General features: G+C 58.0%; 14 protein-coding genes and 1 other RNA gene. 10 read left to right on the top strand and 5 right to left on the bottom strand.

Features of this window, described 5'->3' with window-relative positions; translation table 11 throughout:
- Positions 1-56: 56 nt before the first annotated feature.
- From xylA to ACO0LO_RS12300, 6 genes are all read left to right on the top strand, one after another.
- Complete coding sequence (xylA, locus tag ACO0LO_RS12275) at positions 57-1,373, top strand: xylose isomerase (protein WP_422964508.1); 1,317 nt, start codon at positions 57-59, stop codon at positions 1,371-1,373.
- Positions 1,374-1,405: 32 nt separating this feature from the next.
- Positions 1,406-2,923: a xylulokinase gene (gene xylB, locus ACO0LO_RS12280; RefSeq protein ID WP_422964509.1), complete on the top strand. Its 1,518-nt coding sequence runs from the start codon at positions 1,406-1,408 to the stop codon at positions 2,921-2,923.
- Between the two features lie 198 nt (positions 2,924-3,121).
- The gene (xylF, locus tag ACO0LO_RS12285; protein ID WP_422964708.1) at positions 3,122-4,063 is read left to right on the top strand and encodes a D-xylose ABC transporter substrate-binding protein; all 942 of its coding nucleotides are present in this window, start codon (positions 3,122-3,124) and stop codon (positions 4,061-4,063) included.
- A 104-nt stretch (positions 4,064-4,167) separates the two neighbouring features.
- Positions 4,168-5,748: a D-xylose ABC transporter ATP-binding protein gene (gene xylG, locus ACO0LO_RS12290; protein WP_422964510.1), complete on the top strand. Its 1,581-nt coding sequence runs from the start codon at positions 4,168-4,170 to the stop codon at positions 5,746-5,748.
- Positions 5,745-6,884, top strand: a complete 1,140-nt coding sequence (locus ACO0LO_RS12295) for a sugar ABC transporter permease (protein ID WP_422964511.1) — start codon at positions 5,745-5,747, stop codon at positions 6,882-6,884. Before xylG ends, ACO0LO_RS12295 begins: the two co-directional genes overlap by 4 nt.
- Positions 6,885-7,355: 471 nt before the next feature.
- A complete protein-coding gene (locus ACO0LO_RS12300) occupies positions 7,356-9,584 on the top strand; it encodes a putative bifunctional diguanylate cyclase/phosphodiesterase (protein WP_422964512.1) in 2,229 nt (742 codons plus the stop codon).
- On the opposite strand, the gene ACO0LO_RS12305 is transcribed toward ACO0LO_RS12300, so the two are convergent.
- Both ACO0LO_RS12305 and rnpB read right to left on the bottom strand, forming a co-directional pair.
- The gene (locus ACO0LO_RS12305; protein WP_422964513.1) at positions 9,514-12,708 is read right to left on the bottom strand and encodes an EAL domain-containing protein; all 3,195 of its coding nucleotides are present in this window, start codon (positions 12,706-12,708) and stop codon (positions 9,514-9,516) included. The two genes, ACO0LO_RS12300 and ACO0LO_RS12305, sit on opposite strands and share 71 nt — an antisense overlap.
- Positions 12,709-13,073: 365 nt before the next feature.
- Positions 13,074-13,412: RNase P RNA component class A (gene rnpB / locus ACO0LO_RS12310), an RNA gene on the bottom strand.
- Positions 13,413-13,531: 119 nt separating this feature from the next.
- Between rnpB and ACO0LO_RS12315 the strand changes: the two genes are divergently transcribed.
- Complete coding sequence (locus ACO0LO_RS12315; RefSeq protein WP_422964514.1) at positions 13,532-15,235, top strand: thiamine pyrophosphate-binding protein; 1,704 nt, start codon at positions 13,532-13,534, stop codon at positions 15,233-15,235.
- A 68-nt stretch (positions 15,236-15,303) separates the two neighbouring features.
- On the opposite strand, the gene gcvA is transcribed toward ACO0LO_RS12315, so the two are convergent.
- Positions 15,304-16,200: a transcriptional regulator GcvA gene (gcvA, locus tag ACO0LO_RS12320; protein ID WP_422964515.1), complete on the bottom strand. Its 897-nt coding sequence runs from the start codon at positions 16,198-16,200 to the stop codon at positions 15,304-15,306.
- A gap of 280 nt (positions 16,201-16,480) precedes the next feature.
- On the opposite strand from gcvA, the gene ACO0LO_RS12325 reads away from it, so the two are divergent.
- Entirely contained in the window at positions 16,481-17,389 is a 909-nt protein-coding gene (locus ACO0LO_RS12325) for a DMT family transporter (RefSeq protein WP_422964516.1), read from the top strand.
- 276 nt (positions 17,390-17,665) lie between these two features.
- On the opposite strand, the gene ACO0LO_RS12330 is transcribed toward ACO0LO_RS12325, so the two are convergent.
- Positions 17,666-17,923 (bottom strand): hypothetical protein, encoded by a 258-nt coding sequence (locus ACO0LO_RS12330; RefSeq protein WP_422964517.1) that lies wholly within the window; start codon positions 17,921-17,923, stop codon positions 17,666-17,668.
- A 170-nt stretch (positions 17,924-18,093) separates the two neighbouring features.
- Positions 18,094-18,879: a substrate-binding periplasmic protein gene (locus tag ACO0LO_RS12335; protein WP_422964518.1), complete on the bottom strand. Its 786-nt coding sequence runs from the start codon at positions 18,877-18,879 to the stop codon at positions 18,094-18,096.
- Positions 18,880-19,121: 242 nt separating this feature from the next.
- Between ACO0LO_RS12335 and ACO0LO_RS12340 the strand changes: the two genes are divergently transcribed.
- Both ACO0LO_RS12340 and ACO0LO_RS12345 read left to right on the top strand, forming a co-directional pair.
- On the top strand, positions 19,122-21,347 hold the full coding sequence (locus ACO0LO_RS12340) for a TonB-dependent receptor (protein ID WP_422964519.1): 2,226 nt from the start codon (positions 19,122-19,124) through the stop codon (positions 21,345-21,347).
- 28 nt (positions 21,348-21,375) lie between these two features.
- Positions 21,376-22,062, top strand: coding sequence for a Fe2+-dependent dioxygenase (locus ACO0LO_RS12345; protein WP_422964520.1), 687 nt, complete (start codon positions 21,376-21,378; stop codon positions 22,060-22,062).
- The last annotated feature ends 88 nt before the right edge of the window (positions 22,063-22,150 follow it).

A 22,150-nucleotide genomic window follows, 5' to 3' on the forward strand; every position in this document is an offset into this window, starting at 1 on the left:
TTGCGAGACCTGCCTGAACGGCAAAATCCGCACCCACACCCGACTGGAGATTATTGATGAGCCATTTCCCTGCTGTTGCCCCTATCAAGTTTGAAGGACCGCAAACGAAAACACCGCTGGCGTTCCGTTACTACGATGCCAACAAAATGGTACTGGGCAAACCAATGCGCGAGCACTTGCGCATGGCAGCCTGTTACTGGCATAGCTTCGTCTGGCCAGGCTCCGACGTATTCGGCGCCGGCACTTTCCGCCGCCCCTGGCATGCAAACGGCGATGCCATGGAAATGGCGCGCATGAAAGCCGACGCTGCGTTCGAATTCTTCAGCAAGCTGGGAATCGACTATTACACCTTCCATGATACCGATGTCGCTCCAGAGGGGGCCAGCTTGGCGGAATACCGCAACAACTTCGCGCAATTGCTGGACGTGATGGAACGCAAGCAGGAAGAGACGGGCGTGCGCCTTCTATGGGGTACCGCCAACTGTTTCAGCAATCCACGCTATGCCGCCGGCGCCGCCACCAATCCCAATCCTGAGATGTTTGCCTATGCCGCGACACAGGTATTTACCGCGATGAATGCAACCCAGCGTCTTGGCGGCGCCAACTACGTATTATGGGGAGGCCGCGAAGGGTATGAAACACTGCTCAACACCGACCTGAAACGCGAACGCGAACAGCTCGGCCGCTTCATGAGTCTGGTGGTGGAGCACAAACACAAGATAGGCTTCAAAGGCAGCTTGCTGATCGAACCGAAACCGCAAGAGCCAACCAAACACCAATACGACTACGACAGCGCAACGGTGTACGGCTTCCTTAAGCACTACGGCCTTGAACAAGAGATCAAGGTGAATATCGAAGCCAACCACGCAACGCTGGCAGGACATAGTTTTCACCACGAAATCGCCACCGCTGCGTCGCTGGGCATCCTCGGCAGCATCGACGCTAACCGCGGCGATCCGCAGAACGGCTGGGATACCGACCAGTTCCCTAATAGCGTCGAGGAATTAACGCTGGCCACTTACGAAATCCTGAAAGCAGGCGGCTTCACCACCGGCGGCTTCAACTTTGACGCCAAGGTGCGCCGACAAAGCATGGATGAAATCGACCTGTTTCACGGCCACGTCGGCGCCATGGACGTATTGGCCTTATCGTTGGAACGAGCTGCCGGCCTGATAGAAAATGATCTGCTGGAAAAATTCAAATCCGAGCGCTACGCAGGCTGGGACAACAGTTTCGGCCAGCAGATGCTGAGCGGCAAGCTGAGCCTTAGCGATATCGCCGAGCACGCGTTCGCCGGACAGATCAATCCGCAGGCAGTCAGCGGTCGCCAGGAAATGCTGGAAAACCTCGTCAACCGCGCCATTTTCGGCTGATGCCGCATTCGTAAATTCATTCCTTAACCATTATGTTCATCGGTATTGATCTAGGCACTTCCGGCGTGAAGGCGATCCTGCTGGATCGTCAGGACCGGGTGTTGGCGAGCGCCAGCCGGCACTTGTCGCTATTGCCGCAAATGCCGCAAAACCCCTTGTGGCGCGAGCAGCATCCAGCGTCATGGTGGACTGCTTGCGAGCAGGCAGTCATGGCGCTGCTGCGGGCAGCAAAAGAACTTGGAATCGCCGCCGACGCAATTGAAGCGATCGGCCTCACCGGCCAGATGCACGGGGCAACCGTGCTCGACGATGCTGGCCACGTGTTACGGCCGGCAATTCTGTGGAACGACGGCCGCTCGTTTGCCGAATGCGCAGAGCTGGAGCGACGCGTGCCGGCGTCCCGGCAGATCACCGGCAACCTGATGATGCCCGGCTTCACTGCACCCAAGTTGTTGTGGCTATCCAGGCACGAACCGCAGGTATTCGAACGAATTGCCAAAGTACTGCTGCCCAAAGACTGGCTGCGCTATGAGCTTACCGGCGATTACGCCAGCGATATGTCGGACGCCGCCGGCACCATGTGGCTGGACGTTGGCCAGCGTACCTGGAACGATGAACTGTTGCACGCGACCGGCCTCAGTCGCGCGCATATGCCGGCACTGTACGAAGGCCCACAAATAACCGGGATGCTGAAACCTGAACTGGCGCAACGTTGGGGCTTGCAGCAGATACCGGTGGTGGCAGGTGCCGGCGACAATGCGGCGGGCGCGATCGGCGTCGGCATCGTGCGGCCTAGGCAAGCCATGCTTTCACTGGGCACCTCGGGAGTGTACTTTGCCGCCACAGACGGCTTCCATGCCAATCCGGAACGCGCTGTCCACAGCTTTTGCCATGCTTTGCCTGCAACATGGCATTTGATGTCGGTCATGCTGTCGGCTGCAGCCTGCCTGGATTTCAGCGCCCAGCTGACTGGTTATGCCGACGTGGCCGAGCTCCTGGCAGACGCAGAACAACACGGCGCCAATGACATTTCACCAGATGCTCCGCTGTTCCTGCCCTATCTGAACGGTGAACGCACACCGCACAACAATCCGAACGCGCAAGGCGTCTTTTTCGGCATGCGGACAGGTATAACACGCGCCGATCTGGCGTTGGCGACGCTGGAAGGCGTCGGCTTCGGTCTCAGCGACGGTATCGACGCTGTCAGTAGTTGCAATGGTAATGCCACAGCAGCCGCAGCCGAAGAAATCACCTTGATCGGCGGCGGTTCGCGCAGCGCTTTCTGGGCGCAAATGCTGGCCGATATCAGTGGCCGGCGCCTGGTGCGACGGCAAGGCGGCGACGTCGGTCCGGCGCTGGGCGCAGCACGGCTGGCGCGCATGGGCGTGGCGGATAAGAGCGGCGACAGCGCCTCCTTGCTCGACATCTGTCCGGTGCCGCCGCAGATTGCCGTGTATGACCCACATCCGCAACGCCATGCGCAATACGCGCAGCGCCGTAAAAAATTCGCGTTGTTGTATCAGCAGTTGTTGCCCGTGTTTTCAGCATGAAAATGAAATTGCATCCGTAGCGCCCAGCAGCCCCTCCCCCGTGAAGTACCAGTAGTGCATTTAGCCGCATCAAATGAAGTTAACTAAAAACATATGACAGGAGACAATGTAATGAACAATATCATCAGCAATGCTATCAACAAAAGTCTGTTAACGTTGATATCGGTAGCAGTATTGTCACTCACCAGCTCGGCCGCCATGGCCGACGCCAAAAATCCCAAGATCGGCTTTTCGATCGACGATCTGCGGGTAGAGCGCTGGGCCCGCGACCGCGACTTTTTTGTCGCCGCTGCCGACAAACTGGGCGCCAAGGTATTCGTGCAGTCGGCCGACGCCAGCGAGCAGCGCCAGATTTCCCAGATCGAAAACCTGATTTCACGCGGTGTCGATGTGATCGTGATCGTGCCGTTCAACGCCACAGTGCTGAGCAACACCATCAAAGAAGCCAAGAAAGCCGGCATCAAAGTGGTGTCGTATGACCGTCTGATCCTCAACGCCGACATCGACGCCTACATTTCCTTCGACAATGAAAAGGTCGGCGAGATGCAAGCCGAAGGCGTACTCAAGGCTGCGCCTAAGGGCAACTACTATCTGCTCGGCGGTTCACCGACAGATAACAATGCCAAGATGTTGCGTGAAGGCCAGATGAAAGTATTGAAGCCATCCATCGACAAGGGGGACATCAAGATCGTCGGCCAGCAATGGGTCAAGGACTGGAGTGCAACCGAGGCTTTATCGATAGTTGAAAACGCCCTGACAGCCAACAATAACAAGATTGACGCCATTGTCGCGTCCAACGATGGCACAGCCGGCGGCGCGATCCAGGCGCTGGCTTCACAAAAAATGGCTGGCAAGGTACCGGTGTCTGGGCAGGATGCCGACCTTGCCGCAGTCAAGCGCGTGATCGCCGGGACGCAATCCATGACGGTTTATAAACCACTGAAGCTGATTGCCTCTGAAGCGGCCAAACTGTCGGTGCAATTGGCGCGTAACGAAAAGCCCGAATATAACGCTCAATACGACAATGGCGTTAAAAAGGTCGACACCATACTGCTCAAGCCCACTACGCTGACCAACGCCAATGTCAACATCCTGGTGAGCGATGGCTTCTACACCCAGGCACAGATAAGCAGCAAGTAAGTTTCGCAGCCGTATCAGCTGACAAAGCGAGGGGCGCTGCACCTGCATTTACATCTGCATCTGCATCTGCAACGTTCCTCCATTCAATTACTGCGAGAAGTTACATGTCTGAATATCTGCTGGAAATGCAGGGAATCGTCAAGGATTTCGGCGCTGTCCGCGCACTCGACGGCATCGACATCAAGGTCCGGGCCGGTGAATGCCTGGGCCTGTGCGGTGAAAACGGAGCCGGAAAATCTACCTTGATGAAAGTGTTGTCAGGCGTTTATCCGCAGGACACATGGCAGGGCGAAATCCTGTGGCAAGGCCAGCCCCTGCAATCACAATCGATGCGCGACACCGAAGCCGCAGGCATCATCATCATCCATCAGGAACTGATGCTGGTGCAAGAGCTGTCGGTCGCGGAAAATATTTTCATGGGTCACGAGATAACGTTGCCGGGCGGCCGTATGAATTATCCCGCCATGTACAAGCGCGCCGCCGAACTGATGCTCGAACTCAAAATGCCCGACATGAATGTGGCGCTGCCTGTCTCGCAATACGGCGGCGGCCACCAGCAACTGGTGGAAATTGCCAAGGCGCTCAACAAGCACGCCAAGCTGCTGATCCTGGACGAGCCATCGTCATCACTCACCTCCTCGGAGATCGCCGTATTGCTGGACATCATCCGTGACCTCAAGGCCAAGGGTGTAGCCTGTGTCTACATTTCCCACAAACTGGACGAGGTGGCCGCAGTCTGCGATACGGTGACGGTTATCCGCGACGGCAGGCACATTGCTACCACGCCCATGCAGACGATCAAGGTCGATCAGATCATCACCCAGATGGTGGGCCGTGAAATCACCGCCATGTATCCGGACCAGGAACATGACATAGGCGAGGTGATATTCGAAGCGCGCAATATAAGCTGCTACGACACCGACAATCCAAAACGAAAAAGGGTGGACGACATTTCCTTCAGCCTGCGGCGCGGAGAAATTCTGGGCATCGCCGGCCTGGTGGGAGCCGGCCGCACCGAACTGGTATCGGCCCTGTTCGGCGCGTATCCGGGCCGCAGCGAAGGCGAGGTCTGGCTGGACGGCGCCAAGGTCGATACCGGTACGCCGCTGAAATCTATTCGCCTTGGCCTGTGCATGGTGCCCGAGGACCGCAAGCAGCACGGCATTGTTCCCGACCTGAGCGTCGGCCAAAACATCACCTTGACCGTGCTCAAGGATTTTTCTCACCATAGCCGCATTGACGCCGCAGCAGAACTGAAAACCATCAACAATGAAATATCACGTCTGCATTTGAAGACAGCCAGTCCATTCATGCCGATTACCAGCCTGTCCGGTGGCAACCAGCAAAAGGCAGCGCTAGCGAAAATGCTGCTGGCGCGGCCCAAGGTATTGATCCTGGACGAACCCACGCGCGGCGTCGATGTTGGCGCCAAGGCGGAAATCTACCGGCTGATGGCAGAACTGGCACGGCAAGGCATGGCCATCATCATGGTTTCGTCTGAACTGGCCGAAGTGCTGGGCGTATCCGACCGCGTGCTGGTCATCGGCGAAGGCAAGCTGCGGGGCAACTTCATCAACCAAAGTCTGAGCCAGGAAACCGTGCTGGCCGCAGCCATCGACCAGTCGTCGCAATACCTGGCATCACAGCAGGCCGCAAACGCCGGCAATCTTCAGGAAACTCTATGAGTGTAATTAATATCAAGCAGTTGTTCCGGCAATATAAAATGATGGCCTTGCTGATAGCCATCGCCTTGATCTGGGCGTTCTTCAGCTGGAAAACGGAAGCTGGCTTCGTCACACCGCGCAATTTGTCCAACCTGCTGCGCCAGATGTCGATCACCGGTATTGTCGCCTGCGGCATGGTGCTGGTGATTATCGGCGGCGAAATCGATTTGTCGGTCGGTTCCATGCTCGGTTTGCTCGGGGGCATCGCCGCCGTGCTGGACGTGACGCACCACCTGCCGCTGGCGCTCAACCTGGCGCTGGTGCTGTTACTAGGTTTGGGTTTTGGCCTGTTCAATGGCTACCTGACAGCCTATATGCGGATTCCTTCTTTCATTGTCGGCCTCGGCGGAATGCTGGCGTTTCGCGGCATACTGCTGGGTGTCACCGGCGGCCTCACCATCGCCCCGGTTTCCAGCGACCTGGTATATCTGGGGCAAGGCTATCTGCCGCCGCAATTCGGTATTGCGCTAGGCCTGGGTTTGTTTGTGCTGGCGCTAGTGCTGACCTGGCGCCAGCGCAGCAACCGCCGGCAACATGCTTTGCCTGTGCCACCGCTGTGGCGTGATGCGTTGCGCATCCTGCTGATCGGCGCGATCCTGCTGGCCTTTGTACGCACGCTCAATACCTATGATGGCATCCCGGTACCGGTCTTGCTATTGCTGGGCCTGCTCGGCCTGTTCAGCTACATCACCACGCAAACAGTGTTCGGCCGCCGGATCTATTCGGTCGGTAGCAATATGGAGGCAACCCGCGTATCGGGCGTCAACGTGCAGGCGGTGAAGCTGTGGATTTTTGGCATCATGGGCTTGATGTGCGCACTGGCTGGCCTCGTCAATACTGCTAGGCTGGCGGCCGGTTCACCATCAGCGGGCAACATGGGGGAGCTGGACGCAATCGCTGCCTGCTTCATCGGCGGCACCTCGATGCGCGGCGGTTCGGGCACTGTGTACGGGGCATTGATCGGGGCGCTGGTGATGGCCAGCCTCGACAACGGCATGTCGATGCTGGATGTCGACACCTACTGGCAGATGATCGTCAAGGGCAGCATCCTGATGCTCGCAGTATGGGTAGATGTTGCAACACGCTCCAGCCGTTGACCATGTCGCCCGTCCAGACGCGGGCGCAACCCTTCAGTGCATCAATATAAGCTTATCACTGGCTTGCAAGACGGGCCTGGAGATCGCGGGGCGCAAGGCTACTCACGAATTCCTTGCACGCGAATATAGTAAGCCAGGACGGGCAAGCAGAGAGGCATGCCCAAACTCAAAATCGGCTGACAATGCTGTAAATCATACGCTGCGCGGCTTACACGCATCTGGAACAACATAAAGTTTCAATAAAGAAATATCCTCTAAGGTTGCGATGCGCATTTTTTGTGCAAGTTTCCGCCACTTTCTTGATCTTCACCCCCCTGAAACCCACGGTAATGGGCCATCCTGATCTGAAAGATGGCAGGCCCGGCCTGCTTTGCTCCAGGAGGACCTTGCCTCCGGGCACATAGTTTGCTTGAGTCAACACATTACAACTCTATCGTGTATGCATCTTCCTGATGGCGGTGCACCACCCCTATGCCAGCAAGCCCTGCCAATAAACTGAGCCAATTCGATCAATCGGGAGTTCTCAGCACGCTACTGAATAATCTGGACGGCATGGTATTCCGCTACAGGAATGACGGCCGGTACAGCATGGAACTGGTCAGCGCGGGCTGCAGCAAAATCACCGGCTACCCCGCCGATGACGCCATTTACGCGGACCGCCCCTCCTATGAGCGCCTGTGCGAGCCGGAAGACCTGGAGCAACTGCGGGGCAGCGTGCGGGCTGCGCTCGAACAACAGCAGCCGTATGAGGTCGAATACCGAATAACGCACGCCAATGGTGAATCGCGCTGGCTATGGGAGCGTGGCGTCGGCGTTTATGGGGAGACCGGCCAGCTGGAGGCCGTGGAAGGGCTGGTTTCCGACATCACGGTGCGCAAGCAGGCCGACCAGGTCACGCTGGAAGTGGAAAGAAGGTATCGCAGCATTGTGGAAAATGCGATAGAGGGGATATTCCAGTCCACGCCACAGGGATATCTGTCGGTCAATCCCGCGCTGGTGCGCATCTACGGCTACGCGTCGCCGCAACAGATGATGAGCGAGCTAAGGCAGATCGACACCCAGCTGTATGTAGAAACCGGGCGCAGGCAGCAGTTCATGCAGTTGATGCAGCAATTGGGCTCCATCAGCAATTTCGAATCGCGCGTGTACCGCAAGGACCGCAGCATTATCTGGATCTCTGAAAATGCGCGCACCGTGTATGACGACGCAGGCAACATCCAGTTTTATGAGGGTACGGTAGAGGACATTACCGATCGCAAGCTGCACGAGGCGGAAGTCGAACACCGGGCCAGCCATGACATGCTGACCGGCCTGCCCAACCGTGCCCTGCTGCAAGAGCGCCTGCAACAGGGCATCATGCAGGCGCGGCACCGCGGCACGCGGCTGGCGCTGGCTTTCCTGGACATAGACCAGTTCAAGTACATCAATGACAGCCTGGGCCACCAGGCCGGCGACCAGCTGCTGCAGATCATGTCCGAAAGGCTGCTGGCCTGCATGCGCGACAGCGATACCGTCGCCAGGCTGGGAGGCGACGAATTTGTGCTGCTGCTCAACCATCATGCGGACGGCGACGAGCTCGATTCGGTAATGCAGCGCATACGCAGCAGCGTGTCGCAGCCCTGCCGCATAGACGGGCGCGAGCTGACGGTCACCTGCAGCATAGGCATCAGCCTGTATCCAGGCGACGGCGAACATGCCGACGTGCTGCTGAAAAACGCCGACGCGGCCATGTACAAGGCCAAGGAACTGGGCCGCAATAACTACCAGTATTATGCCGGCGTGCTGACCCCGGCCGTGGCCGACCGGCTGGACCTTCTGAACAAGCTGCGCATCGCGATACAGAACCGGCAGTTAACGCTGCATTACCAGCCGAAGATAGACCTTGGCACCGGCCTGATCCACAGCGCCGAAGCGCTGATACGCTGGCGCCATCCGGTACAGGGAATGATATCGCCGGCCGAATTCATTCCGTTGGCGGAAGAGACCGGGCTGATCATGCCGATCGGCGAATGGGTCATCCACACCGCCTGTGCGCAGGCCATGCAATGGCTGATGCAAGGCCTGCAGCCGCAGCCGATACGCATCGCCGTGAATATCTCGCCGCGCCAGTTGCATCATGGCGACCTGGCGCAGATCGTCCGGCACGCCCTGGAAGAAACCGGGTTGCCGCCCAGCCTGCTGGAACTGGAAATTACCGAATCGATGATGATGCACAATATGGACGCCAGCATCGCCACGCTGCACCAGCTGAAACAGATGGGGGTGTACCTGTCGGTGGACGACTTCGGCACCGGCTACGCCAGCCTCAGCTACTTGAAGAAATTCCCGGTGGATTGCCTGAAGATCGACCAGTCATTTGTGCGCGACATCGTGGTGGACAAGGATGACGCTGCCATCGTCAAGGCCATTATCTCGCTGGGGCATATCCTGAACCTGTCGGTGATTGCGGAGGGCGTGGAAACCCAGGAACAGGCCCGCTTCCTGCAGCAGAATGCCTGCGACTGCGCGCAGGGTTATTATTTCGGCAGGCCGATGGACAACGACGCTTTTTCGCTGCTGATTGCCGGTACAGGCTCTCCTGGGCAGGCGATGGCAGGGAGCGAGGGCATTATCACTCCGCTTAACACCCTCATGCAGGCACCATTTCCGTCTGCCGCTCCAGCAGCGCCACAAACTCATTCTCGGGAACCGCTTTACTGAAATAGAAACCCTGGTATTCATCGCAGCTGGAATCGGCCAGCGTCTGTAACTGGGTCGCAGTTTCCACACCTTCGGCGATGACTTTCAGGCCCAGCGTATGCGCCATTGCCACGATGGCGAGCACGATGGCGGTATCGTTGGGATCTTCCGGCATATCCTTGATGAACGAGCGGTCAATTTTAACGCTGTCGACCGGGAAACGTTTGAGGTAAGCCAGCGAAGAATAGCCGGTGCCGAAATCGTCTATCGACAGCGTAAAGCCGGCCGCCTTCAGGCCATCCATCAATACAATCGCCTGCTCCCTGTTGTGCATCACCATGCTCTCGGTGATTTCAAATTCGATGGACTGCGGACTGACGCGCCAGAACTCAACCACGCTCTGCACGTCGGCCAGCAGGTTGGCATCGTTGAACTGCGCACCCGACAGGTTGATGGCCACCCTGCCGAAGGATTTATCCACCGCCTGGAAAGCCAGCACATCGCGGCAGGCAATGTCCAGCACCAGCATGCCCAGCCGCCCTATCAGGCCGGCCTCCTCCGCCAGCGTGATGAACTCGCCGGGAAACAGGATGCCGCGCTCGGGGTGGTTCCAGCGCACCAGCGCTTCAGCGCCGACGATGCGGCCGGAGGCTATATCCAGCTTGGGCTGGTAATACACGACGAATTCCCGACGCTCCAGCGCCCGTCGCAGCCTGGCCTCGAAGGCAAGGCGTTCCACAGTATGCACATTCATTTCGGATGCATAGAACTGGTAATTGTCCTTGCCCCGGTTTTTGGCCCGGTACATCGCAATATCGGCATTTTTCAGCAAGGTCTGTGCATCCTTGCCGTCGGCCGGGTAGGTCGCGATGCCGATGCTGGCGCTAAGCTGGCATTCCTGCCCGCGGATATCGAAAGGCAGCGCCGACTCTATCAGCAGCTTGTCCGCGATGTCGCTGAGATCCATCGGGTTGTCATACTGGTCCACCAGCAGGATGAATTCATCGCCGCCGACACGGGCAATGGTGTCCGATTCACGCAGGCAGTTCTTGAAACGCCTGGCGATGTTACGCAATACGGTATCTCCTTCGTCGTGGCCGAAGGTATCGTTGATGTTCTTGAAGCGGTCCAGGTCTACAAAAAATACCGCCAGCCGCGAGCGGTTACGCTCCGCGTGCGCCAGCGACTTGGCCAGATGCTGGTGGTACAGGAAGCGGTTAGGCAGGCCGGTCAGGTCATCATAGTGGGCCAGCTTCAGGATTTTCTCTTCCGAGCGTCTATCCTCGATCGCAATGCTGGCGATGTCGGTAGTAATGCCCATCAGCCCCATGTCTTCGTCGTTGAGCGGGGTACGCACGGTAAAGAATAGCGTAAAGGTACCGAGCAGCTGGCCGTTCTTGCCCATGATGGGCCAGGCGCCGCAACTGGCAAACCCGGACAGGTTTTCCAGTGCATTGATAAACTGCATCTCGGGCGCCGCCTGCACGTCTTCCACCCACACCGGCGACGCATTGATGACGGCCTCGCTCCAGACGCCATTACCTTTGCTGACCACCAGCCCCTGCAACTGCGGCTTCAGCATTTCCGGGAAATTCTGCCCCACCAGGCGCGAAAAAGTGCGCTGGTCGTCGTCCAGCAACTGTATGCCGCAGCGCCAGTGCGGGTTCAATTTTTCTACAAACTGGCACACCGCTTCCAGAATGCTGGATAACTCTTCGCCGCTGCCTATCAGCTGCAGCAGGCGGTTTTGCCCTTCCAGCAGACGCTCGGTATATTTGCGCGAATTGACGTTGCGCATCACGCAAAACAGCAGTATCTCGCTTTCGACCTCGACCCGGCTCAGCGTAATTTCGTTGAACTGCAACTGGCCGTGTTTCTGCGTGGTCCATTCAAAGCGCTGCGCCGTGCCCTCGAACGCCGCATCCACCAGGGTGGCAACGAGATTGTCGCGGCCCATGCTCGGCAACTGGTTGACATGCTGCGAGTTCGGCGAGAATCCGCCAGCGCGCTTGCCGATGATATCGGCTGCAGATTCCACGCCGAACAATGCAATGGCGGCAGGATTGCAATCGACATAGAGGTAATCGCGGTTGATCAGCAGGATCGCATCCTGTGCCTCCTGGTACAGCAGCCGGTAGCGGTTCTCGCTGGCCTTGAGCCGCGTATTTGATTTGCGCAGGTGGCCGATATGCCACACCAGCACTGCCGCCAGCAGCAGGATGAAGCCTATCGTCAGTGCCGCAAAAAATATCCTCTGCTTGAGCCGTTTGTTCCAGCTGGACAAAATGCTGCCCATGTCACGCGCGTACACCACCGTGATCGGGAAATCCGCCATTTTGCGGTAGGTATAGATGAGCTCGGCGCCGTCGCCGACAAAGGACTTGTCCTGCAGCACCCCCTCTTCCGATCTCTGCCTGATACTGCCGGCGACAGCCGACCGGCTGGCGTTGAGATTCAGATAACGCTCGTCAAAAGGCGAACGGATGATGATATTGCCTTCATTGTCATGCAACGAAATGCTGGCTTCGCCATCCCGCGCAACCCGCTCATAGAACTCATTCAGGTAAGCCAGGTCGATCTCGACCTGGATCAGCCCGGCGTACTGGCCACTACGGCTATAGATATTCCTGGCAACAGGCAGAACCCAGCGGCTATCCTGCCCGAGCTTGACCGGCGCGCCGACGATGACATCCCGGTTTTGCGGATGATGCAGCAGAAATTTGACGTACTGGCGCTCGCTCAGATCCGCTTCGCTGGCCGGAAACTGGAACGAGGTTGCCCACAGGTGCCCGGAAGTATTGATTACTGCGATGGATTGCAGGAACCTGGAGTCCTGCCGCTGGTTGACCAGGATTTGCCGCATCGCGGCCTCGTCTTGCAAGATGGCGTCGTCGTCATTCCTGATGCCTTCGGCGGCAGCGCCTATGGAACGCGTCGCATCCTGCAAAATGCGGCTGGCATGCTCTTCCAGTACCCGCACGGCGAGGTAACTGTTTTCCTGCGCGGACGACAGCGTCAATACCTTGTCTTGTGAGACCGACCACCATGTTTGCCCTAGAATGGCAATAATAATCAGACTGACAATGAACAAGAATACAGTCGTGGGTACATCACGCTGTTCCCGGCTGGCGATGGTTCTTTCCATGCAAAAGACCTTTAACTAAAAGCTGAAAGCCGCGTCCGTAAATTAAATTACCGATTATGAATGGCTACAGATTGCTTAAAGCTTAGAGCAAACGAGGGAAAGAGGCGCTATTGCCCTTTCTGCAAAGGGCGGCAAGATGCTGAATCAAAATGGTCGTCTCTTATATTATTGTCAATAAAGCGATGGCTTACGCCGCCTGCTTTCATGAAGTGTACCACCGGAAATTCTGTATTGCAGATAGATGCAGCTATACAACAAATTGCCTGCAGGCAGAAAAGCACGAAGGGAAATAATGAAGGAATGGATGGGGCAATCCGAACTGGCTGCCCGATGACAGATGACAGATAACAAACGGGGGGAAATAAAAATGAAGCAAGCCGGTAGGCCGGATTCTGTTACGGCACTCGGCATTGCTGCTCCGTGCTATGACAATCATTCCTCTAGGCGCTGGATTACTCCAGCGCTCAAGCTTTCTACCCGCACGCTCCGCGAGCAGCATCAATGCGTGCCTATTTGAAATTGCTCCGGGTGGAGGTTACCGCGTTTCACCGTAACTAAATACGCTCGTCTCTGTGGCCCTATTCCTCGCCTTATACCTTGCGGCTTTCAGCGTACGGCCGTTAGCCGTCACCCTGCTCTATGGAGTCCGGACCTTCCTCCCGCCTTACCATTACGATAAGGCCAGCGATTGTCTGGCTTGCTTCAGGCCGTATTGTAACAGCGCCACCGCAGAGCGCCTAATAATCCGGGTACCCGGATACAAATAACAAGATCCTGTGCGTTTCTGGTAGCGTATGGTTTTTTCCTCTTATCCGATATTTTCATGCTCAAATCTCGCTCCGGTGGTCAGTTGGTCGTGGATGCCTTGCAGGTTCACGGTGTGGAGTTCGTTTTCGGCGTGCCCGGTGAAAGCTATCTGCCGGTGCTGGACGCGCTGTACGACAGCCCCATACGCTTCATCATCAATCGCCAGGAAGGCGGCGCGGCATTCATGGCCGATGCCTATGGCAAGATGACGGGACGCCCCGGCATCTGTTTCGTCACGCGCGGCCCGGGCGCCACCAACGCAGCGATCGGCGTCCACACCGCATTTCAGGATTCGACGCCGATGATCCTGTTTGTCGGCCAGGTAGGCAATGATTTCGTCGAGCGCGAAGCCTTCCAGGAAATCGACTATCGCCGCATGTACGGGCAAATGGCGAAATGGGTGGCGCAGATAGACCGCACCGACCGCATCCCTGAGTATATTGCACGCGCTTTCCAGGTCGCCACCAGCGGCCGCCCCGGCCCCGTCGTGCTGGCGCTGCCGGAAGACATGCTGGCCGGCCTGGCCGAAGTGGCCGATACCCGCTGCTACACGCCGGTACAGGCTGCGCCGTCCGCGCTGCAGATGGCTGAACTGCGTGTCCGCCTGGCGCGTGCGCAGCGTCCCATTGCGATCCTGGGCGGCAGCGGCTGGGATGCCGAAGCTTGCACGCAGATCAGCGAATTCGCCGCCGCCAACCGCTTGCCGCTTGCATGCGCCTTTCGCTTCCAGGATTTGGTGGACAATGCGCACCCGAATTACGCAGGCGATGTCGGCATAGGCATCAATCCCAAACTGGCGCAACGCATCAGGGAGGCCGACCTGATCCTCGCCATCGGGCCGCGGCTGGGGGAAATGACCACCAGCGGCTACACCATCCTGCAGGCGCCGGTGCCGCAGCAAAGCCTGATTCATATCCATGCCGATGCACTGGAGCTGGGCCGCGTCTACCAGGCCGATATGCTGATCAACAGCGGCATGCCGCAGATTGCGGCGGCACTGAACAGCATGCCGCCGGTGGATGCGGCGGCATGGCAGGACAGCGCCGCAGCCGCCAGGGCCGATCTGGCGAACTACCAGCTGGAACCGCCGGTCTTTAAAAATACAGACGTCCCGCTGAACCTGTGGCAAGTGGTGCAAGACCTGATGCAGGCGGTGCCGCGCGATGCGATCATCACCAACGGCGCCGGCAATTACGCGACCTGGGCGCATCGCTTCTACCGCTACGGCGGCTGGCGCACACAACTGGCGCCGACATCGGGCGCCATGGGCTACGGCGTGCCGGCCGGCATCGCCGCCAAGATCATGCAGCCGGAACGCACCGTCGTCACCTTCGCCGGCGACGGCGAATACCTGATGAATGGCCAGGAACTGGCCACCGCCGTGCAATACCGGGCCGGCGTCGTCATCATTGTATTCAACAATGGCATGTTCGGCACAATACGCATGCATCAGGAGCGCGAATTTCCCGCTCGCGTCTCGGGCACCGATCTGCATAATCCCGATTTTGCAGCACTGGCACGGGCCTACGGCGCTTCGGGAGAAGTAGTCACAGCGACGGCGGAATTTGCACCGGCATTGCAGCGTGCGCTGGCGCATACCCGCGATACCCGCCTGCCGGCCCTGATAGAGCTGCGCTACGACGGCACTCTGATCACGCCGAATGCCAGTCTGGACGCCATACGCAAGACAGCGCTCGAAAACCGCGCCAGGAACAGTTGATCATGGTTGAGCGCGGTTGACGGCAGTTGATGCCGGGAGCCGAACTGCCGGCGCATCCTCGCCGGCGGCTATCTTCCTTCCAGCGCCTCAACCTCTTCCAGCAGCCACAGCCTGAACTGCATGGCTTCACGGCGCAAAGGCGTATCGGCCGGATACACCAGATAATAGGCAAATGGCGCGCGGATGGCGGTCTTGAACGGCATTACCAGCCGCCCATCCGACAGCTGCAAGCTGACCAGGGATTTGCGTGCCAACGCAATGCCATGCCCGGCCACTGCCGCTTCAATCATGGTATTGGAATCGTCAAAAATGGGCCCCTTGCTGCTGTCGACGCCTGTCGCGGACATCGACTTCAGCCACAAGACCCAGTCATCTTTCTGCACATCGTGCAGCAATGTATACGCACCCAGTTCCCCCGCACTTTTCAAGCGCCTGCGAGAGGGCAGCAAGCGCGGGCTGCATACCGGATACAACGCATCGTCGATCAGCAACTCAGCGTTCAGTCCAGGATAACGGCCCAGTCCATGGCGCACCGCGATGTCCACCCCGTCATGAACGAAATCCGCCAGCCTGTGCGTTGTACTGATGCGCACGTCAATGCCGGGGTGCGCCGCATGAAAGCGTGGCAGGCGCGGCAACAGGTATTGCATTGCGAATACGGTGGTGCAGCTCAGCGTGACGACAGGTTCGGCCGCTGTTGCCGTCAGCCGCGCGGTCGCCTCTTCTATCTGCCGGAATGCCGACCGTATTCCCAAAAAATACGACATGCCCGCTTCGCTCAGGCTGAGCTTGCGCGCACTTCTGACAAACAGTACCACCCCCAGCGCTTCCTCCAGTTTGCCGATCTGCTGGCTAACCGCCGCCGGCGTGACATGCAACTCCTCTGCAGCATGCTTGACGCTCAGATGGCGGCTGACGCATTCAAAGCAGTGCAGCGCGTGCAGAGGGGGAAGTTTGCTCGTCATGATTAAGTTTTTCTATACCTTCTTCAGAAAAAATGATTTGCGGCAGCGATATGCGCATGGTCCAATAGCTGCACATGCATTAGAAGAATTTAACACTGGATGAGGCCGGCGGCAATTTTAAACCACTGGCAAGGCAGGCAGCGCGGCTGAAAGGGTTCACATGTCCGAATCCAGCCAGACTAGCGTCACCGGGGTGATTATCATGGCGACATGGATCGCTGAGCGGCGCGCGTCACACACCTGTCCCCTAAATCCGGAATAACCTGAATGGAGACTTATCTTGAGAGTATCAGACATCGTCCGCCTGCTCGGCCTGTCGGCCATCTGGGGCGCCAGTTTCCTGTTTCTGCGCATTATCGCGCCGGTGATAGGCGCCATGCCGACTGCGTTTTTCAGGGTGCTGTTTGCCACGGCAGGACTCATTGTCCTGCTGCTAGCGATGCGGGTGAAATGGGACATGAAAGGCAAGCTGGGCGCAGGCATGCTGCTGGGCGTGATCAATTCCGGCATCCCTTTCGTCATGTACAGCCTGGCAGCCAAGGTGCTGCCGGCCGGCTATTCGGCTATTTTCAATGCGACCACGCCACTGATGGGGGTCGTGATAGGCGCGCTGTTTTTCAAGGATAAGCTGACCGGCGCGAAGATCGCCGGCGTTCTGTTCGGCCTGGCCGGCGTGGCAGTGCTGACCCGTACCGGCCCCGTGCAGGTCAGCGGCGACATCCTGCTGGGCGCGGCAGCCTGTCTCGCCGCCACTGCGTGCTACGGGCTGGCCAGCTTCCTGACCAAGCGCTGGATATCGGACAAGGGCGGCCTGGACAGCAGGCTGGTTGCCTTTGCCAGCCAGCTGGGCGCCACCGCCGTGCTGCTGCCGTTTTTCGGCTACACCGCCATCAGCGCCCCTCCGGCCAGCTGGGGTAATACCGGCGTATGGCTGGCACTGGCAGGACTGGGATTGATCTGCACGTCGTTTGCCTACATCCTGTATTTCAGGCTGATTGCCGATCTGGGGCCGGTGAAGTCGCTGACGGTGACTTTCCTGATCCCGCCGTTTGGCGTGCTGTGGGGAACGCTTTTTCTGGGCGAGCAGCTGTCGTGGGCGCATGCAGTGGGTGGCGCGCTGATCGGCATTGCAGTGTGGATGGTACTGAAACCGGCGACAGCGCCGGCAGGAAGGATTATGAAAGCATAAGCAAGGACCTGCGCATTGTCCTACAGAAACTAGGCAGCGGGTCTGATAACGCCGCCGCCCGGCGGAACTTACACTACAGGCTGTGATAGAACTCAAGGGAGCACAGCATGTCCAAATACCCGGCAACCGTATTCGTGGTGATCCCCGTCATGGCGGCAGGCGTTATGGGATTCATTCTTTGCAGCGGCGATTTCCTGCACCACGCGAATATCTTCTTTCCGTTCTAGCAGACGTCCGGCAAGAGCGGCGTCTGGCTTGCCATGCCGGTGAAACAGCTCACTGCTTTTCCGTCGCGACCAGGGTGGCGCCTGCCTGTGTCAGCGCCTCAGCGCCCGCTGCTTCGCATTTTGAGCAATAGCGCTCTTTCACCTGGGTTTTGGTTCCCCAGTAAGACAGTGGAAGATTGGCGTTCATTGTCAATTTATCGCACAGCGACACCGATTTCGACAATGCAGTGGATAAGTGATAGAACTTGGTGCCCGCCACCCCTTCGGTAATATAGAGCGCATTCAGAGCGGATTTCAGTTGATTCACGTTTTACATCCTAGTGTTGGTACTTGTTACTTGTTGCATATTCAGGGCTGTACGTCTAAACGCACGATGCAAGTATACTACGGTCCTTTCCCGGCGGCAGCACCCGCTTTGCGTACGGTAGTTTTACTCTAATCCTGCATACGGCATTGACATTGCCGGATCGGCACAATTCAGTCAGGCTTGGGGGCCTTTAGTATGCGGGCCAGCTCACCGGATTTTCGCCCCTTCGCCAGTGCATCGTTGATACTGGCGATAATACCCCTGTCCTTCTCGGCAGCGATGGAAAAATAGACGTTTTCCGTTTGCATCGGCCGCGGCAGCACGCGGAAAGACAGGCTCCTCGGTACCAGCATGTCTTTTACCTCGCTGGCCATGAAACTATTAATTCCGGACTCCACCTCTTCCGCAGAATCAGTCGCCAGCTGGTAGACCAGCAGGGCATCCATTCTCCTGCTCAGCAGCTTTTTAAGCCGTGAAGAACGAGAAGAGATGTCCTCCTCCACCTGAAAAACCCTGTTCCTGCCGCGATCAAATTCTTCCCCGTAGCTATAGCCGCGGACAGCGCCTATCTTTTTGCCTGCCAGATCCTGCATGGAATTAAAGGGAAAAGGCGTGTCGCTGCGCGTAACCAGCCATAGATTATTGGCATACGCCGCATCGGAAAAATGCAGGTAACCAGCTCGCTCTGTATTTTTCGACAAGCCCAGCACCAAACCTTCGCCGTTGCGCGCATACAGATCCAGCCTGCCCCATGGATACATGCGCACATCAAATCTGACGTCCAGCATACGCTCCAGATAAGCCAGCAGCCTGCGATGCGTGGCGCCGAGCGGCCGCTGGCTGCCTTTCTCGTCCAATGCCTCTCCGGCCAGCAAAATGACACTGCCGGGAGCGCCATGCGCAAACCCGCAGCATAAAAACAACAAAAATACAGCGATGGCGTAGCGAAAAGTCATCCGTTTTTCTGCCCAGCCCTAGAGGAATCGAAGACCGATCTTACAAGCAAGCATAGGGAAGCGCAAACACATCCTCAGCATCATTCCGGCATGCCCAGCCCCGCTCGTCGGTCCAGATACAAACAGAAACAACAATAGTTCTCATTTACTTTACAATTATTAGTTAGCTACCGAAATAATTAGCATTCATACTGGCGCTATCCGATTTATTTACTCCTTATATTCACAGAAAGAGTCCGAAAATGACCCGCCGCACTCCTATCGCAGCAGCTTTGCTGACCCTGTTTGCAAGTCCTCTTCCACTGCTGGCCCAGCAAGCCGCACCGCAAGTGAGTGCACAGATAAGCGCCGCCCTGCCCGAGGTCGTCATCCAGGGCACTAAAAACGACTTCGCACCAGGCGCGGTATCGCTGGGTAAGCTGCCCGCCGACATCCATGACATCCCGCAATCGGTTACCGTGGTCAACAAGGCGCTGATGCAGTCGCAAGGCGCTAATTCCATGTCCGACGCGCTGCGCAATGTTTCCGGCATCACGCTGGGCGGCGCAGAAGGTGGCCAGATCGGCAACAACGTCAACCTGAACGGCTTTTCGGCACGCACCGACATCTACCTGGACGGTTTCCGAGACCGTGGCCAGTACTTCCGCGATACCTTCGCGCTGGACTCCATTGAAGTGTTGATGGGGCCGTCGTCGATGCTGTTCGGCCGCGGCTCAACCGGCGGCGTCATCAACCAGGTGACTAAAAAGCCAACGCTGAAGCAGTTTACCGAAGTGGGCGGCTCCGTCACCACCAACGGCCTGGTGCGCGCAACGGCCGACTACAATACACCGATCTCCGATACAGCGGCCGTCCGCGTTGAAGTGATGGGCCAGAGCGGTGACGCAACAACACGCGACCAGACCAGACTGCAGGATTTCGGCATTGCGCCGTCCGTCAAGTTCGGCATAGGCACACCGACTGAAATCACGCTGTCCGCGCTGCTGCAACATAACCACGACATGCCCGACTACGGCGTGGGCCCGCTGAACGGCCACCCTGTCACCGTGGACCGCAATACCGCTTATGGCTATAACAGCGACCATACCGATTCCGACATCGCTGCCTTTAATGCCTCATTCCAGCACAAGCTGACATCCGACATCACGCTGCGCGACATGGCGCAGATCAACTATGTCAAGACCGATGCGATAGAGACTGCGCCGCAGACCATAGGCACTGTCGGCCCGGGCGGCTTTACACCGCTGCCTGTAGCAGGCATCAGCAACCTGCCGCTGTCCAGCCTGTATGAACGCATCCAGAGCCATGACCGCAATATCCGCGACTATTCGATATTCAACCAGAGCGAACTGGCAGCCAGATTTAGCGCCGGCGGCTTCAAGCATGAACTGCTGGTAGGCCTGGAACTGGGCCATGACGGCTACGACAACCAGGGCTTTTACCGCAACGGCAGCTGCAACGGCGTTGCGCTGAACCCGGTTGGCGGAACCTCGGGCTACATCGCCTGCGTTCCGGTGCTGAACCCGAACAACGGCAACTCTCCGGCCAACGTGCCGACCAGCGTCGGCAACCGCGCAGGCGGAACGGCCAATACCGTGGCAACCTATTTCAACGATACGATAGAGCTGACCCCGGAATTCAAACTGGCAGGCGGCCTGCGGTATGACCGCTACATCGCCAGCATCACCAACTCCATCAATGCCCTCAATACCAAGGGCAGCACGGCGCTGGCAAGTGCCAGCCAGACCGTCAACTTCACCAGCGTGCGCCTGGGCGGCATCTGGCAGCCGAGCAAAGAGCAGTCTTACTATATTTCTTATGGCACCTCGTTCAATCCTTCGCTGGAACAGCTGACAGGCACGACCGGCCAGCAGAACCTGGATCCGGAAAAAAACAAATCGTATGAACTCGGCGGCAAATGGGACCTGGCAAACGGCAACCTGGCATTGAACTCAGCCATTTTCCAGATCCAGAAAGACAATGCGCGCAGCCAGATCAGCACCGGCATCTACGAACTGGAAGGCACCGTGCGTGTCAACGGTTTCCGCGCCGGCGCTACCGGCCGCGTCAACAAGGAACTGCAGGTCGCCATCAACTACACCTATCTGGACGCCAAGGTAGTCGGCGCCTCGGCAATCGACGGCACTCTGGGCAAGACCCCAAGCAATACGCCAAAGAACACGCTGACCGCCTGGTCCACGTATGAAGTGGCGCCGCACTGGGAACTCGGCGGCGGGCCGGTCTACATGTCCAGCCGCTTCGGCAATCCTACCAATACCGTGCAAGTCGGCGGCTATACCCGCTGGGATGCCACCGCGGCCTACCGCCAGCCTAAATACGACATACGCCTGAATGTATTTAACCTGGCCAACAAAATGTATTACGATGCGCTGATCCAGTCTGACGGCGGCCGCTCCGTTCCCGGTACGGGACGTTCGGCAATGCTGTCATTCAACTATCGCATGTAATTGCCGCTTTTATCGATCAGGAAGACCCATGCTGGTTTGCATACCGAAGGTACTCGACGCTCAACAACTGGCCGACGTGCGCGCGCTACTGGCCCAGGCAGGAGATGCCTGGGTGGATGGACGGGCAACGGCCGGCTACCAGGGGGCGCCGGTCAAGTTCAACCAGCAGATTGACGAACGTTCCGAAACGGCGCTCCAGTGCCAGCGCATCATCCTCACGGCGCTGGAGCGCCATCCCTTGTTTATCAGCGCGGCGCTGCCCAATATTGTCTACCCGCCGATGTTCAACCGCTACGGCGAAGGCATGCACTTTGGCGCCCATGTAGACGGCAGCGTACGCATCCATCCGCACAACGGCCGCAAGCTGCGCACCGACATTTCCGCCACGCTGTTCCTGACCGACCAGCAAGAGTATGACGGCGGCGAACTGCAGGTCGAGGATACGTACGGCGTGCACTCAGTAAAACTGGATGCCGGCGACATGGTGGTCTATCCCGCCACCAGCCTGCATACGGTCACCCCCATCACGCGTGGCATGCGGATGGGCTGCTTTTTCTGGATACAGAGCCTGATCCGCGACGACGGCCAGCGTGCGATGCTGTTCGACCTGGACAATGCTATCCAGACGCTGAACCAGACGCAGGCGGATGAGATTGCGCGCCGCAAGCTGATAGGCGTGTATCACAACCTGCTGAGGCAGTGGAGCGAGACCTGAGGAACGGCTAAACGCTTGTGCAGACCGGCGGAGGTAGCCTGGGTGGAGCGCAGCACAACCCGGGAGCGCTCCACAGGCTAGCGGTCTG

Source organism: Undibacterium sp. TJN25 (assembly GCF_049339885.1).
In the GTDB taxonomy this organism is placed as follows: Bacteria; Pseudomonadota; Gammaproteobacteria; order Burkholderiales; family Burkholderiaceae_D; genus Undibacterium.

What these genes read in the sequence shown, in the direction of transcription:
- ACO0LO_RS12345 (WP_422964520.1), top strand. Translation starts at nt 21,376, where the DNA reads ATGCTGGTTTGCATACCGAAGGTACTCGACGCTCAACAACTGGCCGAC.
- xylF (WP_422964708.1), top strand. Translation starts at nt 3,122, where the DNA reads ATGGCCGACGCCAAAAATCCCAAGATCGGCTTTTCGATCGACGATCTG.
- ACO0LO_RS12295 (WP_422964511.1), top strand. Translation starts at nt 5,745, where the DNA reads ATGAGTGTAATTAATATCAAGCAGTTGTTCCGGCAATATAAAATGATG.
- ACO0LO_RS12340 (WP_422964519.1), top strand. Translation starts at nt 19,122, where the DNA reads ATGACCCGCCGCACTCCTATCGCAGCAGCTTTGCTGACCCTGTTTGCA.
- xylA (WP_422964508.1), top strand. Translation starts at nt 57, where the DNA reads ATGAGCCATTTCCCTGCTGTTGCCCCTATCAAGTTTGAAGGACCGCAA.
- ACO0LO_RS12305 (WP_422964513.1), bottom strand. Translation starts at nt 12,708, where the DNA reads ATGGAAAGAACCATCGCCAGCCGGGAACAGCGTGATGTACCCACGACT.
- ACO0LO_RS12300 (WP_422964512.1), top strand. Translation starts at nt 7,356, where the DNA reads ATGCCAGCAAGCCCTGCCAATAAACTGAGCCAATTCGATCAATCGGGA.
- gcvA (WP_422964515.1), bottom strand. Translation starts at nt 16,200, where the DNA reads ATGACGAGCAAACTTCCCCCTCTGCACGCGCTGCACTGCTTTGAATGC.
- xylG (WP_422964510.1), top strand. Translation starts at nt 4,168, where the DNA reads ATGTCTGAATATCTGCTGGAAATGCAGGGAATCGTCAAGGATTTCGGC.
- ACO0LO_RS12335 (WP_422964518.1), bottom strand. Translation starts at nt 18,879, where the DNA reads ATGACTTTTCGCTACGCCATCGCTGTATTTTTGTTGTTTTTATGCTGC.
- xylB (WP_422964509.1), top strand. Translation starts at nt 1,406, where the DNA reads ATGTTCATCGGTATTGATCTAGGCACTTCCGGCGTGAAGGCGATCCTG.
- ACO0LO_RS12315 (WP_422964514.1), top strand. Translation starts at nt 13,532, where the DNA reads ATGCTCAAATCTCGCTCCGGTGGTCAGTTGGTCGTGGATGCCTTGCAG.